This window comes from Niastella yeongjuensis (genome assembly GCF_900110245.1).
Classification (GTDB): Bacteria; Bacteroidota; Bacteroidia; order Chitinophagales; family Chitinophagaceae; genus Niastella; species Niastella yeongjuensis.
In genome coordinates, this window is sequence record NZ_FOCZ01000016.1 from 57,445 (window position 1) to 81,478 (window position 24,034).

General features: G+C 43.8%; 19 protein-coding genes. 9 read left to right on the forward strand and 10 right to left on the reverse strand.

Features of this window, described 5'->3' with window-relative positions; genetic code table 11:
* The first annotated feature begins 26 nt into the window (after nt 1-26).
* A complete protein-coding gene (locus tag BMX95_RS29335) occupies nt 27-476 on the forward strand; it encodes a YybH family protein (protein ID WP_081202890.1) in 450 nt (149 codons plus the stop codon).
* Nucleotides 477-520: 44 nt separating this feature from the next.
* Here the strand turns inward: BMX95_RS29335 and BMX95_RS29340 are convergent, their stop codons facing one another.
* Nucleotides 521-1,339 carry a helix-turn-helix domain-containing protein gene (locus BMX95_RS29340; protein ID WP_081202889.1) on the reverse strand — a complete coding sequence of 273 codons (819 nt, stop codon included), beginning with the start codon at nt 1,337-1,339 and terminating at the stop codon, nt 521-523.
* Nucleotides 1,340-1,984: 645 nt separating this feature from the next.
* Here BMX95_RS29340 and BMX95_RS29345 point away from each other — a divergent pair.
* Entirely contained in the window at nt 1,985-3,007 is a 1,023-nt protein-coding gene (locus BMX95_RS29345) for an LLM class flavin-dependent oxidoreductase (RefSeq protein WP_081202953.1), read from the forward strand.
* Between the two features lie 53 nt (nt 3,008-3,060).
* On the opposite strand, the gene BMX95_RS29350 is transcribed toward BMX95_RS29345, so the two are convergent.
* Nucleotides 3,061-4,068 carry a serine hydrolase domain-containing protein gene (locus BMX95_RS29350; RefSeq protein ID WP_081202888.1) on the reverse strand — a complete coding sequence of 336 codons (1,008 nt, stop codon included), beginning with the start codon at nt 4,066-4,068 and terminating at the stop codon, nt 3,061-3,063.
* A gap of 18 nt (nt 4,069-4,086) precedes the next feature.
* Between BMX95_RS29350 and BMX95_RS29355 the strand changes: the two genes are divergently transcribed.
* Nucleotides 4,087-4,488 (forward strand): putative quinol monooxygenase, encoded by a 402-nt coding sequence (locus tag BMX95_RS29355; RefSeq protein WP_242673200.1) that lies wholly within the window; start codon nt 4,087-4,089, stop codon nt 4,486-4,488.
* A gap of 59 nt (nt 4,489-4,547) precedes the next feature.
* On the opposite strand, the gene BMX95_RS29360 is transcribed toward BMX95_RS29355, so the two are convergent.
* Nucleotides 4,548-5,105, reverse strand: a complete 558-nt coding sequence (locus tag BMX95_RS29360; RefSeq protein ID WP_081202887.1) for a hypothetical protein — start codon at nt 5,103-5,105, stop codon at nt 4,548-4,550.
* A 769-nt stretch (nt 5,106-5,874) separates the two neighbouring features.
* On the opposite strand from BMX95_RS29360, the gene BMX95_RS29370 reads away from it, so the two are divergent.
* The gene (locus BMX95_RS29370) at nt 5,875-6,666 is read left to right on the forward strand and encodes an HAD family hydrolase (protein WP_081202885.1); all 792 of its coding nucleotides are present in this window, start codon (nt 5,875-5,877) and stop codon (nt 6,664-6,666) included.
* Nucleotides 6,667-6,729: 63 nt separating this feature from the next.
* On the opposite strand, the gene BMX95_RS29375 is transcribed toward BMX95_RS29370, so the two are convergent.
* The 5 genes from BMX95_RS29375 to BMX95_RS29395 form a co-directional block, all read right to left on the reverse strand.
* Nucleotides 6,730-7,845 carry an efflux RND transporter periplasmic adaptor subunit gene (locus tag BMX95_RS29375; RefSeq protein ID WP_081202884.1) on the reverse strand — a complete coding sequence of 372 codons (1,116 nt, stop codon included), beginning with the start codon at nt 7,843-7,845 and terminating at the stop codon, nt 6,730-6,732.
* 5 nt (nt 7,846-7,850) lie between these two features.
* The gene (locus tag BMX95_RS29380; RefSeq protein WP_081202883.1) at nt 7,851-11,030 is read right to left on the reverse strand and encodes an efflux RND transporter permease subunit; all 3,180 of its coding nucleotides are present in this window, start codon (nt 11,028-11,030) and stop codon (nt 7,851-7,853) included.
* A 9-nt stretch (nt 11,031-11,039) separates the two neighbouring features.
* Nucleotides 11,040-12,422 (reverse strand): TolC family protein, encoded by a 1,383-nt coding sequence (locus BMX95_RS29385; protein ID WP_081202882.1) that lies wholly within the window; start codon nt 12,420-12,422, stop codon nt 11,040-11,042.
* 117 nt (nt 12,423-12,539) lie between these two features.
* Nucleotides 12,540-12,926: a hypothetical protein gene (locus tag BMX95_RS29390; protein ID WP_081202881.1), complete on the reverse strand. Its 387-nt coding sequence runs from the start codon at nt 12,924-12,926 to the stop codon at nt 12,540-12,542.
* 37 nt (nt 12,927-12,963) lie between these two features.
* Nucleotides 12,964-13,602 carry a peroxiredoxin gene (locus BMX95_RS29395; protein WP_081202880.1) on the reverse strand — a complete coding sequence of 213 codons (639 nt, stop codon included), beginning with the start codon at nt 13,600-13,602 and terminating at the stop codon, nt 12,964-12,966.
* Nucleotides 13,603-13,866: 264 nt separating this feature from the next.
* Here BMX95_RS29395 and BMX95_RS29400 point away from each other — a divergent pair, with 264 nt between their 5' ends.
* Nucleotides 13,867-14,316 (forward strand): VOC family protein, encoded by a 450-nt coding sequence (locus BMX95_RS29400; RefSeq protein ID WP_081202879.1) that lies wholly within the window; start codon nt 13,867-13,869, stop codon nt 14,314-14,316.
* A gap of 71 nt (nt 14,317-14,387) precedes the next feature.
* Here BMX95_RS29400 and BMX95_RS29405 read toward each other — a convergent pair whose 3' ends face one another.
* The gene (locus BMX95_RS29405; protein ID WP_081202878.1) at nt 14,388-14,888 is read right to left on the reverse strand and encodes an SRPBCC family protein; all 501 of its coding nucleotides are present in this window, start codon (nt 14,886-14,888) and stop codon (nt 14,388-14,390) included.
* Nucleotides 14,885-15,211 (reverse strand): ArsR/SmtB family transcription factor, encoded by a 327-nt coding sequence (locus BMX95_RS29410; RefSeq protein WP_207631670.1) that lies wholly within the window; start codon nt 15,209-15,211, stop codon nt 14,885-14,887. Before BMX95_RS29410 ends, BMX95_RS29405 begins: the two co-directional genes overlap by 4 nt.
* Nucleotides 15,212-15,463: 252 nt before the next feature.
* On the opposite strand from BMX95_RS29410, the gene BMX95_RS29415 reads away from it, so the two are divergent.
* The 4 genes from BMX95_RS29415 (at nt 15,464) to BMX95_RS29430 (ending at nt 24,021) form a co-directional block, all read left to right on the forward strand.
* Nucleotides 15,464-18,703: a SusC/RagA family TonB-linked outer membrane protein gene (locus tag BMX95_RS29415; RefSeq protein ID WP_081202877.1), complete on the forward strand. Its 3,240-nt coding sequence runs from the start codon at nt 15,464-15,466 to the stop codon at nt 18,701-18,703.
* A 21-nt stretch (nt 18,704-18,724) separates the two neighbouring features.
* Nucleotides 18,725-20,452, forward strand: coding sequence for a RagB/SusD family nutrient uptake outer membrane protein (locus tag BMX95_RS29420; protein ID WP_081202876.1), 1,728 nt, complete (start codon nt 18,725-18,727; stop codon nt 20,450-20,452).
* A 113-nt stretch (nt 20,453-20,565) separates the two neighbouring features.
* Nucleotides 20,566-21,126 carry a hypothetical protein gene (locus BMX95_RS29425; RefSeq protein WP_081202875.1) on the forward strand — a complete coding sequence of 187 codons (561 nt, stop codon included), beginning with the start codon at nt 20,566-20,568 and terminating at the stop codon, nt 21,124-21,126.
* Between the two features lie 312 nt (nt 21,127-21,438).
* Nucleotides 21,439-24,021: a M4 family metallopeptidase gene (locus BMX95_RS29430; protein ID WP_133053994.1), complete on the forward strand. Its 2,583-nt coding sequence runs from the start codon at nt 21,439-21,441 to the stop codon at nt 24,019-24,021.
* Nucleotides 24,022-24,034 lie beyond the last annotated feature (13 nt).

Consider the following 24,034-nt stretch of genomic DNA (forward strand, 5'->3'; position numbering starts at 1 on the left):
CGGTTATTTTGCCATAAAACAAATATATGAAAGGAATTATTTTTTTATTGTCATTTCTGACAGTCTCCGGCATAGGCTATGCTCAATCAAAAAATGACCAGCAATTGGAGGAGATAAGAAAAGTCATTATTGCCAGTAACGCCATCTATTCCGATCTGGCAAACAAAGGCGATGGATCTATATTAACCAGGTATACTGATGATGCCTGTCTTATGCCTCCTAACTCAGCCCCCATTTGTGGTCGCGACAATATCCTGAATTTCTTTAAAGGCGGTCCGAAAGTGCATAGTAAATTTGTTGTTCAGCATATTTACGGAGACGGGAACGACTTTGTTACAGAAGAAAGTAGTTATGAATTGTATGACCTTGATCATAATAAAATAGATGAAGGTAAAGTGCTGGTGATCTGGAAAAAAACTGCTGCCGGCTGGAAAATGCATCGCGATATGTTCAGTAGCAATCGCACAACTCATTAATTTTAATAAAGTGATAGGCGTCTCCCGGGATGCTTATCACTTTCTCAAAAGCCAATATTGACAACCTGCTGGAATTCTTCTCCATTGCTCTGTAGCAAGGATCTTGCGGCTAAAGGAGTGGTTCCGGTGAATTTTGAAAATTCTTTTATAAAATGTGACTGGTCGTGGTACCCACACTCATAAGCAATCGATGTTAATGGGTGCCCGGATGTTAGCACCAGATTAAGACTTTTATTGAATCTATGTACAGTGAAAAGTGCGCGGGGAGATATGCCCACCATGTTCATAAACAATTTCTCCATGTATCTTTCTGAAAGACCATAACCAGATGATAAAGTTTTGCTGTCGTATGCGTCTCCCATCGAGAAAATGTGGTTGCATACGTTCCGGATCAGCGAGACCTTTTTAAATTGTTTTTCATGCTGACCGAGTTTGGCGATCAGGAAACCTTCAAGTGCCGCAACCTTTTGTTCAAGTGTAGCTGTTTCCATTAAGCCAGCATAAAAATCATTGATCTCTTTCAAAAATATCCCGTAAGCATCGGTGGCATAATTTGTGAACTCCGACATGGAATCTGTGAAGAACAATGAGCTGGCAAATGGATAAATTCTGGCAATTAACACTGAAGTTCCTTTGGTGACCGTAAGGCGGGAAGGCAATGTAAGATGGCCAAGCACTTCAACGCCCGGTAGCTTCCTGCTGCGGCCATTAATTAGCGTAAAAGCACTGCCTTCCGAAATGTTTATGACCAGATCTACATAGCCACTGGGGTAAAATACTTCATCTGTCAGATCTTTGTCAATGGAAATCAATGTATAATTCTTCACATAAGGCCTTAATATCTCAGCCGGAGCAAATTGCATACTGGCTTCTTTTTACGAATGTACATTATCCGTTACCTTCATTATTACCACTCGTCATAAATTCTTTCGCCGTCAGAAATGGCGCTTTTTCTTATGTGACATTCATATGAATCCCTGGTGATACTTATGTGATATTCGGTGGATAGTCGATGCTTATTCCACCAACATCCCGGCAATATGCCACTGGAATGCCACTGTACAGTGGCATTCCAGTGGCATTCTGGTGGCATTACAGTGGCATTATTACCGGGGATGTCGTATATCTGGAGTGAATCTGTCTAGAATCAGACAGGGGAAATGGTAGGCCACAAATCGGCAGGCGCGTTAATATGCCCTATAGGCGCTTTGATTGCTCTGGTTGGGCTTTGTGCTAAAAGGATGGCGATGAAGCTAAATTAAGCTTCTTATGACGTTGCAGCTGGGGTGTTGTCGGTTTGCCGTGTCCGCTGTTTAATTCGTCTTTGTTCAAAAAGCCACTCAAACAATCCTGGTTCGTTATAAACTTTGCCCCAAATGTTGTGTTTAAAACCAGGGTATTCTGTCAAAGCTTTCGGCACTCTGTTGAAGGATGAAGAAAGACAGACAATTGCAGACAATTATATATTACTTATTTTTGTGCGGTTATTTTACAATCGAAAGCATGTTATGAAGAAAATAGGATTTTTATCATTCGGACATTGGTCCAATCGTACAGGCTATAAAACCCGTACGGCAGGCGACACGTTGCTGCAGTCCATTGACCTGGCCGTTGCTGCTGAAGAGATCGGTTTAGATGGGGCGTATTTTCGGGTGCACCATTTTGCCGCTCAGCTAGCCTCTCCATTTCCGCTGCTTTCAGCCATCGGCGCCAAAACAAGCAAGATAGAGATTGGAACAGGTGTTATTGATATGCGTTATGAAAATCCCCTTTACATGGTAGAAGATGCCGGGGCCGCCGATTTGATTTCCCGCGGGCGATTACAATTGGGCATCAGCAGAGGTTCGCCGGAACAGGTAATCGATGGGTGGCGTTATTTTGGGTATGAACCAGCCGAAGGAGAAACAGACGAAGGTATGGGGCGCCGCAAAGCGCTGCAATTTTTGGATGGGCTCAAAGGTGTTGGATTTGCAGAACCCAACCCCTATCCCATGTTTCCTAATCCCCCAGGCTTATTACGACTAGAACCATACTCAGAAGGATTGCGGGAACGTATATGGTGGGGAGCCGGTTCAAATGCCACCGCTATCTGGGCAGCCGAAAACGGAATGTATCTGCAAAGTTCAACCCTGAAGTTCGACGAAAGCGGCAAGCCATTCCATATACAGCAGGCAGAACAGATCAGGTTGTACAAAGAAGCCTGGAAAAAAGCAGGGCATCAGCGTGAACCAAGAGTATCCGTGAGCCGGTCTATTTTTGCATTGGTAACTGATCAGGACAGGTATTTCTTTGGACAGGAAACCAACAGAGTCGACAAGATTGGTATTCTTGAAAACGACAGACGCGCCATTTTCGGAAGAAGTTATGCGGCAGAACCAGACCAGCTTATCAGGGAGTTGGCCCAGGACGAAGCCATCCAGGAAGCGGATACTGTCCTTTTAACAATACCTAACACGTTAGGAGTTGAATACAATGTCCACGTGCTTTCTTCTATTTTGAAATATGTTGCACCCGGATTAGGCTGGCGTTAAAGGCTAAGTCCGGTAAAATATAATTAGGCCTCTGGTATTTCTCCAGAGGCTTTTTATTTTGACAATTCAATAAATAATTCCTTTACCAGCGGGTAGATCAATTGCATGTATCGATCTGGTGAAATATTTGATAAAAGTATAACCGAGCAATTACGCGCTCTGTTAGCTAGTATGGAAGCGCCATAACCTCCGGTTCCACCATTGAGTCCTTGCATTCGAATGTCTTCAGGCATGATATGGAGTTCGTACCATCCCAGATTACAACTTTGCAAATCGTTTATTGGGAATGTTTCGGTTGCCTGCAGGCTGGCTGCTGTATTGCCGGAATCGCAAGTCATGATGGCAAACTTTGACAGGTCTTCTGCCGTAGAAATAATACCCAGACAACCATTGAGGACTCCCCCATCCCAGTGCGAACAAAAATTGTCATGCTCATCGATTCCCCTCACCATTTCAGCTTTTACTTCACGAATATCGAACGTGGAGTGGTTCATCTTTAGAGGAATAAATATTCGCTCCCTTACCACTTTTGCAAATGGTTTTCTTTCAATCTTTGATATAATGTAGCTCAGTAAACCCGCTCCCAGATTGGAATAAAGATGTTTTTCCCCTGGCTGGCTGTCCAAACGCAGGTGTTGAGTAAGATAAGAGATCAGTTGTTCCTCCGTATAGTTCTTAAAGGGGTTTGTCTTATCATAGTTTGGTTGCGTATCGAAATCATGCGGCATTCGGGGAAGGCCGGCGGTATGTAGCGCCAACTGTTTTAAGGTAAAGGACGGCGAATTCAATAATGGGAAGGGAAGATACTTTTGGGCAGGGTCGTCTGGATCGACTTTTTTTTCAATGATCAGTTGCGCCAGTACATTTCCGGTAAATGCCTTGGTTATAGAGCCGATTTCAAAGGCAGATGTGTAATTATCGATATAGTCAATATTCCCATCTTGGCTGATCATGCCCTGATAAGCCACCTGTTTGTTTCTGACAAGTGCTATTGATACCTGGGTTTGATCCGGTAGCCTGTTTAGTGTATCCGCTATTTTTTCTAATATTTTAGGGTACATTTAGAAAACAATCTTATAATGAAAATATTTAAATATACGTGGCGAATCTTCTGTATGGTTTACTTAGTCAGCTTAATTGTCTCTTGTAAAACTCACAAAACACCACAAAAGCCAGAGAAAGTTCGCCTTGCTAAAGTTGTCATTGACTCAGCTCAACTGGAAAGTTATAAAACATTTTTAAAGGAAGAGATTGAAGCTTCGGTAAGTAAAGAGCCAGGTGTGTTGACATTATATGCTGTATTTGATAAAGAAAGACCTACGCATCTCACCATCCTGGAAATATATTTGAATGAGGAAGCTTACCAGTCTCATTTGAAAACGTCACATTTTCTGACATATAAAAATGGTACAATGAATATGGTAAAAGATTTAGAATTAATTGAAACGGATCCACTTATTCCGGAGTTGAAAATTAAATAGAAATTTAGAATCACATACATAAGATTTTATCTTGAAGCTATTGGGGGTAAAAGAGACTATTAATTAAACATCGTCAGTAACGTTTTTGCCAATTCGCAGAAGTTATTTGTCTCTTCTATTGAAATTGACTTCCTTGAGCATCTGAATAGACAGGCTTCATTATTGAACTCAAGTTCCATTTCGGGATGTGCTGTTAAGGCATCCAGGTTTTTGAACTGTAAAAGATGCTGAAGCTGTTGTTTGTCTTCTGTTACTACCTGGAATCTTCCCGAAAACATTTTACTGTGCTCAAAATCTACATCATGCTTTAAAAATAAGTCAGTAAATTTTTCCCTTATGGTTTCTTTATGGATGTACGAATTTGGATATTTTACTTTCATTCTCAAATGTCCAAATAGATATTGGTTTGTGCCCGAATTGGATGACTTTCCCGTCGGATAGGAAGAGAAATACTCAGCTATGGAAACTTGCAGCGGGTAATTTTGACTTGCTGAATTTAGAGTTTTGACAATCGTTGCTCCCAAAATTTTGAACATAAGAAAGCTTGTAAGATCTTCCTGAGGTGCATCTTGCATTTCTAGTCGTTCCCGAATAACAGATAAAGAGTCGTTTATCATTTTTTGATTTATAAGGGGTCAATATCCTGTGTCTTATTTCAGATTACTATAATCACGCAGAGTAATTTAATGTGAAGGTAAATGTTTTTAATCGTTCAACATTCAAAGTATACCCCTGTCCGTTTGATTGCCATCTCCATCAATCGACGGATACCCTTCATCAAATTGAGGGTAGCTGCCTTATTTCGACAGGAAGCTTCCTTAATTCATCAATTACCGGCAATATTTCAGGTTGAGATGCCAATATTCTATCTGAAAGATCCCATAATTCAGCTTGTAGGTGCAATAAATGATTTTAGTGCCTCCTGCGCTCATTTTTTGACCACTTATTCCTATTGTTTCATAGAATAAATTAGTTGATGCTTCAATGAGCTGGTTAACAGTCGCCATAAATTGGTTGATAGTCATCATAAATTGCATGATAGCCCTCATAAATCGCATGATAGCCTCCATAAATTGAATGACAGCTTTTTTAAACTTATTATAACTTTCGATAAATCCATTGCCAGCCTTACATAACTTATTATGACTCGCGCATTATTTATTATGGGTCCCAAATAAACGATTGGGGCTTTCGAACAACTTATTGTGATGTTTCAATGTCTCATTGACATTATCCAATAAGCCATTCCGTGAATTCATAAGCTAATTGTGTCATTCAAAAAGTTGATGTTGTCAGATAATTTCTACTCGTAAACTAACGGAAAAATGGAATTGTAATATGGGCAAATATAAGATATCTTTGCCTCCTTGTATTTGATTTTAACCTATGATAAAACTAATTGTAACCGACCTCGATGGGACCCTGCTGAATGACCAACATGAAGTGCCTGAACGTTTTTGGGAAATGGCAGACCGCCTCTTCAGCAAAGGGATAAAATTGGCCATTGCCACTGGCAGACCTCATTTTAGCATCGCTGCTAAATTTCAGACAATAATAGACCAATTGTATTCCATATCAGATAATGGTAGTCTTATTGTTCATGATAACACAGAGCTCCTTTCTAAATCACTGCCACCGCACGAAATTCAAGCATTGGTAATGGCAGCACGCGGTGTCGACAATGCGTGGCCTATTCTTTGCGGAAGAGAGCAATGGTACCTGGAGAATTCAGATGAGGCCCTCATGAATGCCGTATTGGCCTACCACAGTAATTTTAAGGTTGTAAATGACCTTACAAAAGTAGAAGAAGCTTTCTTGAAGGTGACAGTTTACGATCAGGCAGGAGCGGAAACAAACAGCCATCCTCACTATAAACATTTTGAAAACAGGTTAAAGATTGCCGTTGGTGGCGCAAAATGGCTGGATATTACCCGGACAGATGTTAACAAGGGGGAGGCTGTGCAACTATTACAGTCATTGAATAATATTAGTCCCGATGAAACGCTGGTATTCGGTGATTTTATGAACGACTATGAAATGATGAAAACTGCTACCTACAGTTATGCCATGAAAAATGCGAACCCGAAATTGAAGGAGGTCGCAAACTTTGTTACCGATAAGGATAACAATGAGGCAGGGGTGCTGGATATCATTGAAAAGTTATGCTTTAATTCATAACCCGGAAAAAAGGCTCACCGACGTGAGCCTTTTCCGTTATAACATCGGTATATCTTCAACTGACTAATTATATTTCCCTTCTTTTATTTCTTCTGAAGGTTTAAGAACTATGTTATCATTCTTCCCGAAATTTCCAAAAACCTCTAACAGGCTATCCAGTCTTACTCCTTCTTTTACAGGGATCCTCTTTATTTCCTGATTATTGAATGTTAGAACGAAAACACCTGACTGAGTATTGAGCAAGCTTTTAACAGGAATCCAGTATGTTGGATCTTTACGCTTTAGTTGCAATGTTACCTGCGCGTAATCACGCCCCTGCAGATCTCCTGATGCATTGTCTACATCAAATTCTACTACTAATGACCGGTTCTGCTGATTCAGCAGACCGGATGACCTCGATAGTTTTGTTTTGAAGATCTTTCCGGGTTGAGAACTTATGGTAAATGTGGCGGTCATTCCCTCTCTTACGGCCGATGCATGTTTCTCAGGAATAGAAACGGTTAAGCGAAGCTTTTTTTTCTGTTCTATCAGGAAAAGGGGCATGCCTGAGGAAGTTCCTGCCAATGCGCCCAGGGAAACATTTCTGGCGGTAATTATTCCGTCGAATGGGGCGGTGATGCGCAGGTATTTTTGAATTTGAGCAGTTTGCTCCGTTTCGGATGTTGATGCCTCATAGGCAGCTTTTGTGCTTTCCATGGCACTTTTTGCTCTTTCTAATTCTATTGCTGCTACGGCTCCGCTTGTTTTTGATGCCTCTGCCAGTCTTTCATAGTTCTGTCTGGCAAATAAATAATCGTTGTAGACCTTCTGCCCGGAAGATTTGTTTGACATATACTTCTGCTCTATTTCCGGGGCTTCCAGTATGGCAAGCAATTGCCCTTTGCGCACCCGGTCGCCCCGGTCAACATAAAGATGCTGTACAAAACCGGGCAGTTTGGCGTATACCGATACTTCCTCATTCGGTTCCAATTCCGCGGGCAAAGAAAGCTCATACCCCGGATTTATAAACCTGATGGGTGTTGTATTAAATGTTTCAGGCATGGGTATTCCCGATGTCGATTCCTTTTTTTTGCCCTTTTCGTCGTTACCCGGTGAACAGGCAGCAAGCGCCAATAAAGCTACGATTGGTATAATATATGCTTTTGCTATTTTTTGTTGTATCCAGGAGTTACAAAACATTGTATTTACATTTTAGCGTTTAAAGGATGTTCTTCATAATATTGGCTGTCCTTATCATCAGGGTCAAGGGAAGGGCTACTTACTGCAGTGCCTGCCATTAGTGATGAAAAGAAATGTGGTGCCAGCAGCAGAATAGTTGCTGTTGATGCTATCAGGCCACCAATGACTGCCCGACCTATTGGCGCTACCTGCTCTGCTCCCTCTCCTATACCCATTGCCATTGGCAACATACCTGCAAGCATTGCAGCGGCGGTCATCAATACCGGTCGAAGACGTGAGGAGGCGGCTAACCTGGCAGCATGAGTGGCATTCAGAGAAAGCTGCTTCCGGTAATACTCCGCCTGATTTACCTGTAATACGGCATTTGATACGGATATACCTATTGACATAATTATACCCATATATGACTGCAGGTTCAGGGTGCTGCCTGTTATAAAAAGCATGAGTAAACTGCCGGCTATCACCGCTGGTAATACTGAAAGTATGATCAGCGGAACTTTGAACGATTGGTAATAAGCTGCCAGCATAAGGAATATTGCAATGATAGCAACTGCCAGGCCTGATAGCAGACTACTAAGTATTTCGCTGAGCAATTGTTGTGTTCCTTCCGTGAACACCGTTATGCCACGGGGAATTTCGCCGGCTTCTTTAATGGCTTTTTTGATGGCTTTTGATGCTGTTCCCAGGTCTGCACCCGACACATTTGCTATTACTGTAACATACCTGTTGGGTCCTTTTCTGTTTACCTGTGCGGGCGATGTTACCCGGCGTACAGTTGCTACATCTTCCAATACCGGGCTCAGGCTGCCCTTTTTTAGCGGCAATGACTTTAATCTTTCTTCAGAAGACATAAACGCCTCTGGTATTTGCACCTGCACCTGGAATACCAGTCCCGATTTTGAATCTACCCAAAGATTCTTGTCTGTGAACCGGGTGGAAGAAGTGGCCGTTACCAGGCTTCCGGTTATATCCTGCATGCTCAGGCCAAATTGCCCGGCAAGCTCTCTGTTGACCTCTATTTCCAATGTTGGATAGGCAATCGGTTCTGCAATCCGGACATCTCTTAAATAGGGCAGTTTTTTCAGGTTCGCCTCAATTTTGGATGCATAGGCGAAGGCACTTTTTACCTGTCCAGCGCCCACTTTTATTTCAATAGGCGTCATTGCTCCCTGGCTCATGATCCTTTCAGTCAACTCCAACGGCTCAAAATTTATTTTTGCTTCCGGATGTTTTTGGGCCACTACCTCCCTGATCTTTTCTTTCAAAATTTCCATAGAGCCGGTATATTGCTGCTGATTTACCGACACCTGCAGCACTGCTTCATGAGATGCATTCGTAAAAAGGAAAATGGGATTAATGGGGGATCCTGCCGGTTGTAACCCTACATAGGCTGAGGTTATGTATAAGCCGTCATTTGGAACCAGTGCAGCAATATCCCGGGTAATATTTTTCACAAGTTCTTCGGTTTTCTCCAGCCTGCTTCCCTGCGGCGCCTGAATGCGCAGCTGCAGATCACCCCCATTAGAAACCGGCATTACATCCGTTCCTACCCTGCCGAGTAATATGGTTATAATTGCGCCGGATATAATTATATACACGGCAAGCAGCATTAGTGACCTGTTTGACCATTTACGCATCCGGTAGGAATAGCTTATCCTGATCTTTTCAAAAAAAGCCCGTTTTCTTTGCGGGCGGGCTGCATGGCCCCGTTTGGTTGTCATTATCCAGTTGGCAACTATGGGTACAAACGTTTGTGATGCCAAAAAAGAGGCGATCATGGCAAAGGCTACCGCCATAGACAGCGGCATAAACATATCCTTTTGAATACCGGTCATAATAAATACAGGGGTCAGTACCGCCAGGATACATAAAAGAATAAGCAATTTGGGAATAGAGATCTCCAGTAGGGCATCCACTATTGCCCGTTGCTTATTCTTTCCCTTCTCTATATGCTGGTGGATGTTTTCTATGGTTACCGTAGCTTCATCTACCAAAATGCCAATTGATAAAGCAAGGCCACTCAGGGTCATAATATTTATAGTTTGTCCTAAGAGATACAGTACTACTACTGCTGCCATCAGGGCGATGGGTATGGTAAGTACTACAATTAGTGCACCCCGGGTATCTCCCAAAAACAGCAGGATCATCAGCCCGGTAAAAACCGCCCCCAGGATCCCTTCATGAATAAGATTGGACAATGACCGCTCAATGTATTTGGACTGGTCAAATACATATTTTATGGAGACATCTTCCGGCAGCTGGTTCCTGAATAAGGGTAATGCGTTCTTCAAGTTTCTTACTGCACTCAGCGTTGATGCATCCGCTTTTTTTATAACCGGCAGGTATACAGAGCGCCTGCTGTTGATCAATGCATATCCTACTGTTTGATCTGCGGCATCTTCAACTTTCGCAACATCCCGTACAAATACAGTGCGGTTGCCGCTGGTTTTTACCGGCATGTTCAGGAATGCTTCGGGGTTAATGCCAATAGAGTTAACGGGGACCATCAGGTTCTGCTCCCCTATACGAATGTTACCTGCAGGTGACGGCAGGCTGTTTCTGGTAATGGTGGCTGTTATGTCTTCCGGGCTTAGTCCATTGGCCTGCATCAACTCCGGATCTATATTGACAACGATTGATCGAAGATTGCCTCCGAATGGTGCAGGGGCAGTGATACCTGGTATTTCTGCAAACATGGGCCTGATCTTTGTAAATACCAGCGTCTGGATTTCGTTGATGCTTCGCTGATCACTTTCAAAAACCAGTTGCCCAACCGGCAGGGAGCTTCCGTCGAAACGAACAACAATGGGAGGTATTGATCCGGGTGGCAGAAATCCCATTGCCTTGGATACAGCGGTTGAAACCTCTCCGGCAGCCTGTGACATATTGGTTCCCGGATAGAATGTCAACTTCATTAATGTTAACCCCTGTATACTTTTAAAATCAATATCTTTTACTCCATTTACAAACAGCAGCACTTTTTGAAACTCATTGGCCATAAAACCGTCCATGTAAGCGGGGGAAAGACCACCGTATGTCATGGAGATATAAATGGCTGGTAATTCAACTTCGGGGAAGATATCGACATTTATTTTTTTTATCGTGCTGTAGGAACCAACTACAATCGCCAGCACGACCACCATCACTGAAACCGGCTTTCTTAAAGCAAATCTTATCAGGTTCATTCTTGTGTTTTAGAGGTTGTTAAAAAGGAATTGAAAATCGGCTGTCAACGCTGCCCGATCGGCATGAAGCATCCAATAATCAACTGTAGCTTCTATTTGGTTATTCTCTGCCTGTTCGAGCAATAATTGGATCTGAAGCAATTCAGTTAATGTTATAAGGCCGCTTTTAAAACGGGACATGTACATGTCGTATGCGCTAACCGCCTGGCTCACTGCTATGCCTGTTTTTTGTACCTGTTGATACTGCTGAACCGCTTTAACCTGAAATGATAATAAGTCTGCCTGCATTGCCTGTTGATACTGTTCCCGCAGGTGCCCGGTAGTTTCGGCCTCTTTTTGTAAACCGGCATATTTTAGCCGATTGGCATACAATCCTGTAATGTTCCAGGTTATGCCTATCCCGGCCAAATAGTTATTGGTGGCATTGGTAAAACCTTTCTGCCAGTTGCCAGAAGCAGAACCATTTGAACTGATACCTGCTCCCCTGTACGCATAGCCTCCCAAAAAACGCACTGACGGCAGCGCTTTCTTCTTTTCTACTTCACCGCTCAGTTTATAAAAATCAACCTGCCTGTCCAATGCAACCAAAATTGGATGCTCAGTGCTGATAAGCTCTTCTCCCTCATTCGGGGCTGGTTTTGTAGCTGCCATAAAACGTTTTGCGGAAGAACTGTACCCGACGAGTGCTCCATTAGTAAGCTCTGACAGTTTTATTAAATTAGCTTCATGCAGGCCTTTCCATTTTTCATATTCGCCTATTGCCTGCATGTAAGCGGATGAAGCCAACAAACTGTCTGCAGCCGGTTTGAGACCTGCTGCAGACAAGCCGCTGGTGATCTTTCGGATATCATCCAGGCGGTCTGCATTTTTCTTTATCCAGCGAAGCTTTGTATCGGTATAGAGTAGTTGTATATAACGTGTTGAGAGCATTTTTTTTAAATTCAACAAATAGGCGTCATATTCACTGCGCTTTTTAGCTGTTAATGCATGACTGGCCTCATTTTCCTTTCTAAGTTTACCGAAAGCATAAATATCCCATTCCAATGTCGCTGAGGTGAATGTATTGGCCGTGAGGGGCGATCCATCTGTAGCAGTGTTGCCGCTAACATTGAAAAAGCCTGCCTGGGGGAAAAATGCGCCTGCATTTCCCTTATAAGTACCATAAGTATTCTGCGCTTGCGCTTTTAGCTGTGGCAACATATTGCTTGCCTGGTATTTTTCATCGAGCCTGGCTGCTTCTATGGCGGATTGCTGTGATCGAATACCGGGATAGTTTGCCTCCACCTGCGGCCATAAGTGACCCAATGTATTGGTGTCTTCCTGTGCCAGCAGTGGATAAAAGGCCACGTTGGTCAGCCACAGCACAGCGACCCCGATAATATGTTTCAACATATTATTTAATAGATTTTTTAACGGGCTATGATGAGACCCGAAGATTTTTGAGAGATAAATAAATGCCCTGACGAAGTGAATTACTTTATCAGTTGTTTTGAGATGGGAGGTATGATTCTAAATGATAAGTCTGCGATGCTGCAAAAAGAGGGATAGATCAGTGAGTATATTGTATTTCCAATACCTGGGAAATGTTTTTCGAATAAAATTTCCGAAGCTGAGGGCCAGAAACGCTGTTATGAAAAGCAGTACCGGCAAATAATCCGTAGCCGATACTGATTTAAGCTGAGTCAGATTAGTATCTGCTGATTCACTTTTTTCACAGGTGTCAGCCAGATAGGCTGCAAAATGATTTATGTCTTTGGGAGAGGAGCTTTCTGTTTCTGTATGGATATGTACAAGGCTTATGATCCCTTTTTTAATGGGACAGGATGAGATCAATAACAGCAATATCGACACCAGGAGGATCAAATGCCGTGGGATATTTCTTTTGCTATTATTCATGTTTTATGATTTTTTAACACCTTATTTCTCCGTGTTACTATTCAATATCCGGTTGTGGAGTATATCGTAAATAAGGTTTTACTTCATTAATCCCTTTGGGAAACTGGCTGATTGCATCCTCCGTTTTTACTGCATTTGAAATGATGACGTCATCACCGGGATTCCAGTCTGCAGGCGTTGATACCTTGTAATTGTCTGTTAATTGAAGGGAATCGATAACACGTAATATCTCATTAAAATTCCGGCCGGTTGAAGCGGGGTAAGTCAGGGTTAAGCGGATCTTTTTGTCAGGACTGATTATGAATACAGAACGAACCGTTTGTGTTCCTGAAGCATTGGGATGGATCATGTCGTATAAGGTAGACACCATCCTGTTTTGGTCAGCAATCAAAGGAAATTCGACACTTGTTGCTTTTACTTCATTGATGTCTTTAATCCATTCATAATGGTCGTCAATTCCATCAACACTTACAGCAATAGCCTTAACGTTTCTTTTTTTAAATTCTTCGTGTAACTGTGCCGTTCTACCCAGTTCCGTTGTACATACGGGCGTATAGTCTGCCGGATGGGAAAGCAAAAGCCCCCAGCTATTTCCCAAAAAAGTATAAAAATCGATTACTCCAAGAGTGGTCGATGCCTTAAAATTGGGAGCTTCATCCCCTAAATGTAATGTCATAATTTATTTTTTTGAGCTGTTTTGTATTTCCCGGGAATGTAATAAAATAATCAGGTTCAAATTTAATTTGAATAATGCTGCTGTAATGGTACTATATACTTATTATATGGTATTTTTCGAAGATTGCTGGCCTTTATTGGAATTTATATTGGCAATTGTGTTTGAAGGTTTCATGATTTCAATGATTAGTATCATGATTTTGCCCGGTCAACGGCCTTCCAATTTTCGGTAACTTACGTATCTCAAAACAAATCGGCAGCTGGTATGAGTACTGTACAGGTTGAACAAAAAAGCTATGAGATGCCACCCCGGGAGGGGTTTACCATTGCGCACTTCATCACAGTAACCGACATTGAGCGGTCGGCTCGCTTTTACGAAACGGTTTTTGGTGGTCGGATATTGAGCAGAGGCGACAGCAGCGGGGCGCCTGCGTACATTCAGATTGCGAATACCTGGCTTATTGTGAACGTCGGTGGCGGACCAACTCCCGATAAACCAACGGTAACGCTCACTGTCCCTGATCCTGACAAGATCAACAGCTTTATGAATTTCCGTGTGGCGGATATTCAGGCTTGTTACCAGCTTTGGAAAAGCCGCGGTGCTGAGTTTATTACGGAACCAATCCCTAAATACGGCGAGATCCGTTGCTACATACGCGATCCGGACGGTTATATCATCGAGGTGGGACAAAGCACGGATTTTGCTTATGGTTAGTGATAAACATGCATGAACCATGTATGTTTTTTTAATAAAGCATACATGGTTCATGCAAGCAATAATTTCTGCTATCGTTGCGATAAAGTTCCCAACAATTCATCCAGATTTTGCAGAGACATAGCGAATCCTTCTTTGAAGCCCATTTCAATCATTTTCTCCATACGGGCAAGTGAGTCGTTATAAATAGAAATGTGCACCACTGTTCTTTCTCCCTGTTCGCTAAAATTATAGTCCCAATCAGAACCTGGTGGTTGCGGGTTTTCATCTTTATCGGCAAATACATTGAACAGTTTGAAGTTGGTCTTGGGCGTAATGGACTTGTATTGCTGAAGTATCCAACCCTCCTGCCCTTCCGGACCTACCATGGCATAAAACCTGCTTCCGCCCACTTCAAAATTCATGTGTTTTGTTTTTGACGTCCAGGGTTTAGGCGCTACCCATTGGTCAAGCAGTTCCTGTTTGGTAAAAGCGTCCCATACCAGAGAAAGATCGGCATCGAATTCCCTGGTTATGTATACGGTTTTTGCCGCTTTGTCGACGGTAAGATCGAATTGCAAATTTGTTGTCATTTTTTTTGTTTTTTAAGTGTTGCTAATACTTCGTCAAGTTGATTAAATTGAGTTTCCCAAAGCTTCCTGAATTGGTCTAACCATTTATCAATCTCTTTCATTTTTTGAATGTCGAGTGAATAGTAAATCTCCCGGCCCTGCTGTTCCTGCTTTACCAGGTCGCACTCTGTCAATATCTTTATATGTTTTGATACTGCCTGTCGGCTGGTATGAAAATGTTCGGCAAGGGCATTGGGGGTCATTGCCTGTGTGGCTATCAGGGCTATGATTGCCCGCCTCGTTGGGTCGGCAATAGCCTGAAAAATATCTCTTCTTATTTCCATTATACTATTATTCGCAACTATCTGGTTGCAAAAATAAGTGCAATTATCTGGTTGCGCAAATTTATTTCTAATGGAAAGAAAACGGCTTAAATAAATACCATCTCCAGATTATTAGATATTCCTAAGAATTTTCTCTTGTAACATTAATGGCAGCATTATTGTCGGGTGCGGCATGAAAAATCAGGCTTGCAGCAGTTGGTATTTTCTACCACTGCTTTAAGCCATGTTTAATTAAATTTTAACCCCGCTCTAATGAAAAAGTTTTACATACGGTTGCCACGTAGCCGTTATGAAGGAATTCTTTTGCTGGTAGCACTCATTGCTTTTCATGCTACTGTTAATGCCCAGTCAGATACAGCCCGGGTTTCCCGGGATGCTGTACCTGTAAGCACTTCGGAAAATTCAGCCGGTAAAATCATAACCGTTACCGGCAAGGTTATTTCAGGCGCAGATAATCAACCGCTTCCTAATGTATCTGTATTTGTAAAAGGAACGACTTCCGGAACAATGACCAATGCCAATGGAACATTTTCATTTGCTGCCCAATCAGGTTCCGTACTGGAGTTCAGTGCGGCCGGATACGAAACAAAAACACTTACGGTTAGGGATGGCGTATTGAACGTTACGCTCAGTGCTGGTAAAAAAATGGATGAGGTGGTGGTGGTTGGGTATGGTACCCAACGAAAAAAAGACCTCACCTCTGCTATCAGTACCATCAGTGCCGAAAAAATGGCCGGCCGGCCGGTACAAAATACCGAGTCGTTGCTGCAAGGCCAGGTAGCCGGACTTACTGTAACCAGTAACGGCGGCGAACCCGGCGATAATGGTAAGGTAAGGATCCGCGGTGTTGGTACGTTCGGTAACAACAATCCCCTGTATATAGTAGACGGAATACCTGTAAACAATGGGTTGAATTTTTTGAACCCCGGCGATATCGAAAGCATCCAGGTATTAAAAGATGCAGCTGCAGCAGCTATTTATGGCAACCGGGCGGCTAATGGAGTGATTTATGTTACCACTAAAAAAGGACGCAGCGGTAAAAGACAGATCTCTTTAGACGCTTATTATGGAACAGCCACCAACGGCAAAACCCGCCGGATGGCCAATGCCCAGGAATATTTTGATTATGTAAAGATCAAAAATATGGATGGCCCGCTCTCCTCGCTGTATAATAAAGGCTATAATACAGACTGGGTTGATGCGATCACCCGTACCGGCACTACCCAGAATTACAATTTGAGCATCCGGGGCGGAAACGAAGACCATAACTATTTCACCAGCGTCAACTATTCAAAAGTGTTAGGTACACAATTGAAGTCGGACAATGAAAGACTGACCGCACGGCTGAACAGCAGCAATAAACTCTTTGACTGGTTCAAGGTAAGCGAAGACCTGGCCATTTCTAACGAAAAGCGGCATAGCTATAATATTTACGGTTCAGCAAGAAATGTTCCAGCCATTGCTCCCATTTATAAAACGCCTGACGAAATTGCTGCACTGCCTATTACCGAAAGAAATCTCAATCAGTATTTTGATGTGCTCGAAGCACTTAACATCCTGAACAACCCGGTTGCCCAAACTGCCCGGAATAATGGTACCAATAATTATTTAAGTCTGTATGGGAATGTACAGGGCGAGATTGACTTCGGACAAATTGTTGGCATCCTGAAAGGATTGAAATTCACGTCTACTCTGGGTTTCGAGCGAATTGACAACGACTACCACAGCTTCTCGCCTGTATACCGGTTAGGCTCCAGGGACTATTCCATCAAGACGGGTGTTGGTGACAACTTCTCCAAGTATATGCACTGGACCTTTAATAATTTTGCCACCTATTCTAAAAAGATCAATAAACACAGCTTTGACCTTACCGCTGGTATGGTGGCAGAAGAGGAAAGATCCAACTATTTTAATGCCAGCGCCTCAACTGGTCTTTCCAACGATCCTTATTTACAGGTGCTCGATGCACAAACCCTTGACCGTAACAATGGCGGCAGTGCGTATCAATACAACTATGTTTCTTATGTAGGCCGGGCCAATTACAATTACAACGACCGGTACCTGTTGCAGGCAAGTATTCGCCGAGATGGGTCGTACCGTTTTGCTCCCGGTAAACGCTGGGGTACTTTCCCCTCGGTTGGTTTGGGTTGGCGCGTATCCAATGAAAATTTCTTTAAGGACTTAAAGGCTTCCTGGATCAGTGATCTTAAGTTAAGAGGAAGCTGGGGACAATTAGGCAATGAGAAAATACAGGCCAATTATCCCTACCTGTCGCAGATCGCCGGTACGGTAAACCGCGGTTATGTATTAGGCGGTGTAGGCGGCGATAATTCAAGCAAGGTGTTTGTGCAGGGGTATGGTCCAACAAATGCGCCCAACCCCGATTTGACCTGGGAAACCACTTCTTCTACCAATATTGGTGCAGACCTTGGTTTGTTCAATAATACGGTAAGGCTGGCTGTTGATTATTTTTCCAGACATACGACCGGCGTTCTGTATCAGAAAACACTTCCTTTATACTCCGGTATTCCGGCGTCTGATGGTATTGCGCCCGTTACCCAATGGGTGAATGGGGCTGAAATAAAGAACCATGGCCTGGATGTCACCGCTTCGTACAATAATAATTTTGGCAAGCTCTACCTCGATCTGGGTGCTAACATTTCTTTCTATAAAGCAAGCGTTTCAAAACTGAATGACAATATTCCTATCCAGGTAAGCGATGAACGCATTCCTACCATCATTCAAATGCGTGAAGGCGATCCCCTCGGCGCTTTTTATGGTTATGTGGTAGATGGCTTCTATAATACAACCGCTGAACTAACGAATAAATTCGGCAATGAAAGACAACAGGGCGCGCAGGTTGGCGACTTCAGGTTCAAAGACCAGGATGGCAATGATGTTATTGATGGAAAAGATAAAAAGGTGATCGGTAATCCCAATCCCAAATTCACTTATTCGTTCAATGTAAATCTTGCCTATGCAGGTTTTGATCTGAAATCTTTCTGGACTGGTTCTTATGGCAATGATATCTATTCTATTGGCGATATCTATTTATCTGGCTGGGATGAAAACAATCCGCAAAACATTTGGGCAGATGTGGTGGCCAATTCATGGACCCCTGAACATACCAATGCCATTTATCCAAAGGTGAGTCCCGGTGGTACTAAACGGAACTTTGAAAAAGGACCTGTTACTACCAGCATACAGAATGGCTCCTTTCTTCGGTTAAAGAACCTGCAGATGGGCTATACTTTGCCGGACAATATTTTAAGAAAGTCGGGGATCTCAAACATCAGGGTTTATGTTTCTGCTGAAAATGTGTTTGTACTTACCAAATATAAAGGCGATGACCCCGAAATTGCCAATGGCGCACGGCTCAATGCCAATGAAGGCGGTCAGGCCAATAGTCCCAGCTATATCATGGGCCTCGATTATGGCGACCGCTACCCTACCCAGAAATCGATCACTGCGGGCCTGAGCATTCAATTCTAAACCTTACAACAGGAATTTACCATGAAACAAGTGCAATCTATCATAAGCTGTTTTTTATTACTGCTGTTGCTGGCAACTGCCAGTTCGTGCAAGAAGAGTTTTCTTGATTCTGCGCCCTATGGCGTAGTGTCGGATGATAATTTTTATTTAACTACCGAACAATGTACGGGGGCCGTGATGCAGGTTTACAACCGCACGGTGCATTTAGGACCTATTTATCTGTTCATACGCCGTGCATTGAACGAATATGCCGGGGATGATCTGCTGCGTACACCTACCGATGATTTCACCGTATGGTATAATTTTTCACCCGATAACGTTCAGTTCCTTTGGGGCTGGAAATATTGTTTCCAGGGCATTTACCTCTGTAATTACACGCTTAAAAAACTGGAAACGGCCCCCATTCCACAAGCAGACAAGGATGTGTTGGCAGCCGAGTGTAAAAGCGTACGTGCATTGATGTATTATATGGTGGCTACACGTTGGGGTACCTGTCCGGTGATCACCGATGTATTGCCAATTGAAAACTATTACACGGTGGCTTTTTCAAAAGCGCCTGAAGTATATGCACAGGTCATTAAAGACCTGCAGGAAGCCGCTCCTGCCCTTCCCAAAAGCTGGGACCCGGCCAACAAGGGAAGAATCAGTCAGGCGGCAGCCAAATTCCTACTGGCAAAAGCCTATATGCAGCTGGCGGGTTATCCTTTAAATCTGACAGATAACTGGCAGAAGGCGGCAGACGTGCTGGCGGAGTTTGTTCCAGCTGGTAAAAGAAATGAATACGGGCTTGATTTACTGCCCAATTTTGGTGATGTATACAGCAAGGCGCATGACCAGGACAAAGAATCTGTTTTCGAGGTAAATGAAATGTATTATGCACCGGGTGCAGGCGTAAGTCATGAAGTAGGCGCCCCGGGTAATTATTTGCAGGTTTTTGAACAACCTGATATGTATGAAGGGTATGGTGGGCGTGAATGTTTTACCGGTGACCTGTATAACGAATTTGAAAAAGACATCAGTGGCAAAGTGATCGACAAACGGTTTACCTATACCATGCTGGAACCGGGCGATGTGTATTATGTTACGTCGTTGAAAGATACCATGCTTCACAATTCAACCGGCAAGTTTTATATTAAAAACGTATCTGTAAATCATGCTGATAATTCCCTGAGTTATGAGGTGAAAGACAGTTCAGAAAAATCATATGCGGGCTGGGTTTGGCCGGGTCATGAAAACCAATGGTATCCGAACTATAAATACCTGCGTAATGCCAGTGAAAGAACCGGTTTCCAAAACAGCGCCGGCATATTTGCAGAAGACCTTAACGTAAAATGGTTGCGTTTTTCCGATGCCCTTCTTTGTTATGCAGAATGTTTGAATGAAACAGGCCGTACTGCTGATGCCGCCACTTATGTGAATGAAGTAAGAACGCGGGCTAATAACAGTCCGGCTGTTGACAGCCGTCGTATTTATCAAAAAACGATCGTCACCGGTTCGTTGCCTATGATAAACGCCGGTTTATCTGTAACCGATATGCGTGCTGCGATACAACATGAATCCCGGGTGGAGCTGGCTGGTGAAGACTGGCGGTACGAAAACCTGAGAAGATGGGGTATTGCTGCAGACAGGCTGCATCAGATGGCGGTGGAATCGCCACAGGTAGGAGCCTCCCGGTTTAATCCTGCTTCTAAATATGTTAAGGGTGCCTGGGATTATTTCCCGATCCCGGCCAATGAGTTCAAGCCATAATAAAAAAGCCCCGGCAACGGGGCATTTTTATTATATCCCCGGCACAAGTGGTGACTTAATTAAATTTCATTTCCAATTTCTTTGTCTTTATTTTGGACATAAATTAGAATCCAATGTATCTATGGGCAGGTTTTTACAAAACAGGATCCAGCAATGTCGAAGAAGCTTTACATCGCCTGGGTTTGGGCAATTATCGTTCAACATCACAGAAGTTCGGCTTTTTCTATACTTTCAGGAACATGAATGATAACAACTTGTTTGCAACCATGACCGCAAACAACTATCTAATGATCACGGACATTAATTACTCGATCATTGCAAATCATACAAAAGAGATCAATCCCTTGTTAAGGGAACTGGAACTAATTAAAAATTTTCAGGTAGAAGAATTCATGAAGATATATTACGAGAATAACAGTAATATAGAAGCATTTGCCAGAGGTAGAAATGGCTTACTTGAACAATTTGTGTATACAGCCGCTGATTCCAGAATGTCATACGAGTTGGCAAAGTATGGAAATGAAGATGAAGAAAATCCATTTGAGACCATCAATCCATTTGAAGAAGTTTGCGAAACTATTGAGAATATTACAGAAAAGGTATTTGGAAAAAAGATTTACTCGGAATTTGGTGACCTACAGGAGTTTGAATTGGAACAATTCATCAAAAGCTGAGTTTTTTCATTTCACGAATTCGTGTTTCTGCAGGCCCCTTCAGCTTATTGGATATGAAGGGGCCCTTTTTATAAGACCTTGATTTCAACTTTCCCTTGCATTTAAAAATTCCTTAATAATGCCTTTGTTTTTATATGCCACCATTTAACCTAACTTAGATTTCATACCATAAACCTGTCAAATGAGAACCTTACACAACCTTTCCCTGCAACCCCGAACGGCACCTTTGCTGTTCCCTAACGCTAACTGGCTTTTCTTCCTTTACCTCACCAGGTAATATGCCCGTTTTTCTTCACTTAAAATAAACAGCCTGTGAAAAGATTTCTACCAAGTGCCTTGGGGGCACTTGCCATTGTACTAATGGCACCCAACCTGCGCGCCCAAAACGGCGGCGACACATTAGATTTCCAATTAAGAACCGACAAAACGGTTAGCAATGCCCGTTTTAAACCCGACAAATCCGGCAAACGGAAATTGTCCGAAGCTGCTCAATTCTTCAAAACTTTGCACAATGCTGGTAATGACGATCAGTTTGTGCTGCAGCGTACCCAAACGGACAATCTTGGTATTACCCACCGCCTGTACCAGCAGTATTATAAAGGCATTCCAGTAGAGGGTGCACAATACGCGGCACATGGCCATCAGGACGAGATCGAGACTGTCAATGGCGAATTTGCTAAAGTAAAGATCGCCGGCGATCAACCTGGTGTTTCCGAAAAAAGCGCGCTCGCGCTGGCGCAGAAATTCGTAGGCGCTAAAAAGTACAAATGGGAAGATGCGCAACTACAGGCGCACATGCAAAAAATGGGGCATGCCGGTTACAGTCCCAAAGGCTCGCTCGTTGTTACCCGCGACGAACGGCAGGCCGGTCGGCCATGGCGGCTTTCCTGGAAATTCACCATTTCCGCCCTTGAGCCGGAAAGCGAGCAACTGGTGTTCGTAGACGCTTGGGACGGGCATATCCTGGATGCCGTTTCCCTGCTGTGCAACACCAACGCACCAGGTACAGCTGAAACCCTGTACAGCGGCACCCGAAATATTATGGGTGATTCCTGGAGCGGACAATTCCGCCTGCGTGAAACCCGTAACAACGTCAATATTTCCACGCTCAATGCGCTGCGGGGTACCAGTTATGGCGCCGCTGTTGATTTTACAGACAATGATAACAACTGGACTGCTGCGGAGCATACTGCCAATTGGGACCGCGCCGCACCTGATGCCCACTGGGCTGCGGAGACAGTACTCGATTACTGGCAAACCGTGCAGGGCCGCAATAGTATCAATGGCAGTGGCCTGCCTGTGCAGAACTATGTACACTTTGCCGTAGACTGGGACAATGCGCAATGGGATGGCGTTGGCAACGCCATGCGCTACGGCGATGGCAATCCTGCCAAGCTTTATACTATACCGTTTGTGGCGCTGGATGTAGTTGCCCATGAATTTGGCCACGGTATTAACCAGTATACGGCTAATCTTAAGTATGAAAAAGAACCTGGTGCGCTGAATGAAGGTTTCTCCGATATCTGGGGCGCTGTTATAGAAAACTGGGCTGATCCCAATAAACAAACCTGGTTGATTGGCGAAGAGCTTGGCTTCATCCCCCTTCGCTCGATGAGCAATCCCAACGCCTTTGGCCAGCCCGATACATACCACGGTACAAACTGGGTTAACGTAGATAATTGTACGCCTGTCGGCGGTCCTACTGGCAATGACTACTGTGGCGTGCATACCAACAGCGGCGTGCTCAACTTCATGTTCTTCCTGCTCGCACAAGGTGGAGCAGGCACCAATGACATTGGTAATGCCTATAACGTTTCCGGTATCGGAATTTTTGAGGCCGCCCGTATCGCCTATATCGCCGAGAGTTACTTCCTTACACCCAACTCAACGTTTGCTGACGCGCGGAATGCCTTTATCAATGCATCACACGCCCTGTACGGCCCTAATTCCTGCGAGTCTATTGCAACGTCCAACGCATGGTATGCAGTTGGCGTAGGCGGCCCCTTTGCACCTTCGGGAATGTCTATTTCCGGCCCCAACCATGTTTGTGGCACTTCCGATCCTTTTGGCATTACCAGCCTGCCGCCAGGAGCAATTGTTACCTGGTCGAAAGATGGCCCGGTAGATATCGATAATCCTAACAGTAATACCACTACAGTCACTCAATTCGACTACGGCTGGACAACACTAACGGCTACAGTTACCTCACCCTGCGGCCTGAACGCGACCATTACTTCAGCACCTATTCAGGTGGGCAATCCATATATGGTTGGTCCCATCGAAACCAGCTCGAATGGCCTGGGCGCCGGCGAGAATTTATGTAACCATGATTATGACTATGACGATTGGGTAAATACCATGTTTATCACCGTCAATCCGGCCCCGCCAGCATGGGATACCTGGACGCTTCATTGGGAGATGTATGGACCGAACGGACTTGCTATGAGTTGGACAGGTACCAACCCCAACCTGGGTCTTCCCTTCATTATGCCGGCGTCACAAGAGCCAGGCTGGTATAACGTTGACGCCTGGATTACGAACAGTTGCGGACAAACAAGTGACTATTACGAAACTGGTTTCTATTACGTGGATTGCAAAGGCGCCAGCCGTTTCAGCATGACCGTTTATCCCAACCCGGCCACCGGCGGCAACCTGCAGGTAGTGATGGAAGAACCTGAAGCAGCTAAATTACCGGCTAACGCAAAAGTGGCGAGTTCAGAGCAGATCACATTCACGTTGTACGATATGAAAATGACCAGTATGATGCGCATCTGGAAAGTGCCGTCCGGACAGAAAAAACATTTATTGAATACTACAGGTATTAAAGCGGGACAATACATTCTCGTTATGACCAAAGGTAGTCTGAAGCGTACACAGCAGGTGTTGATCAAATAAATTGAGCTGAAGT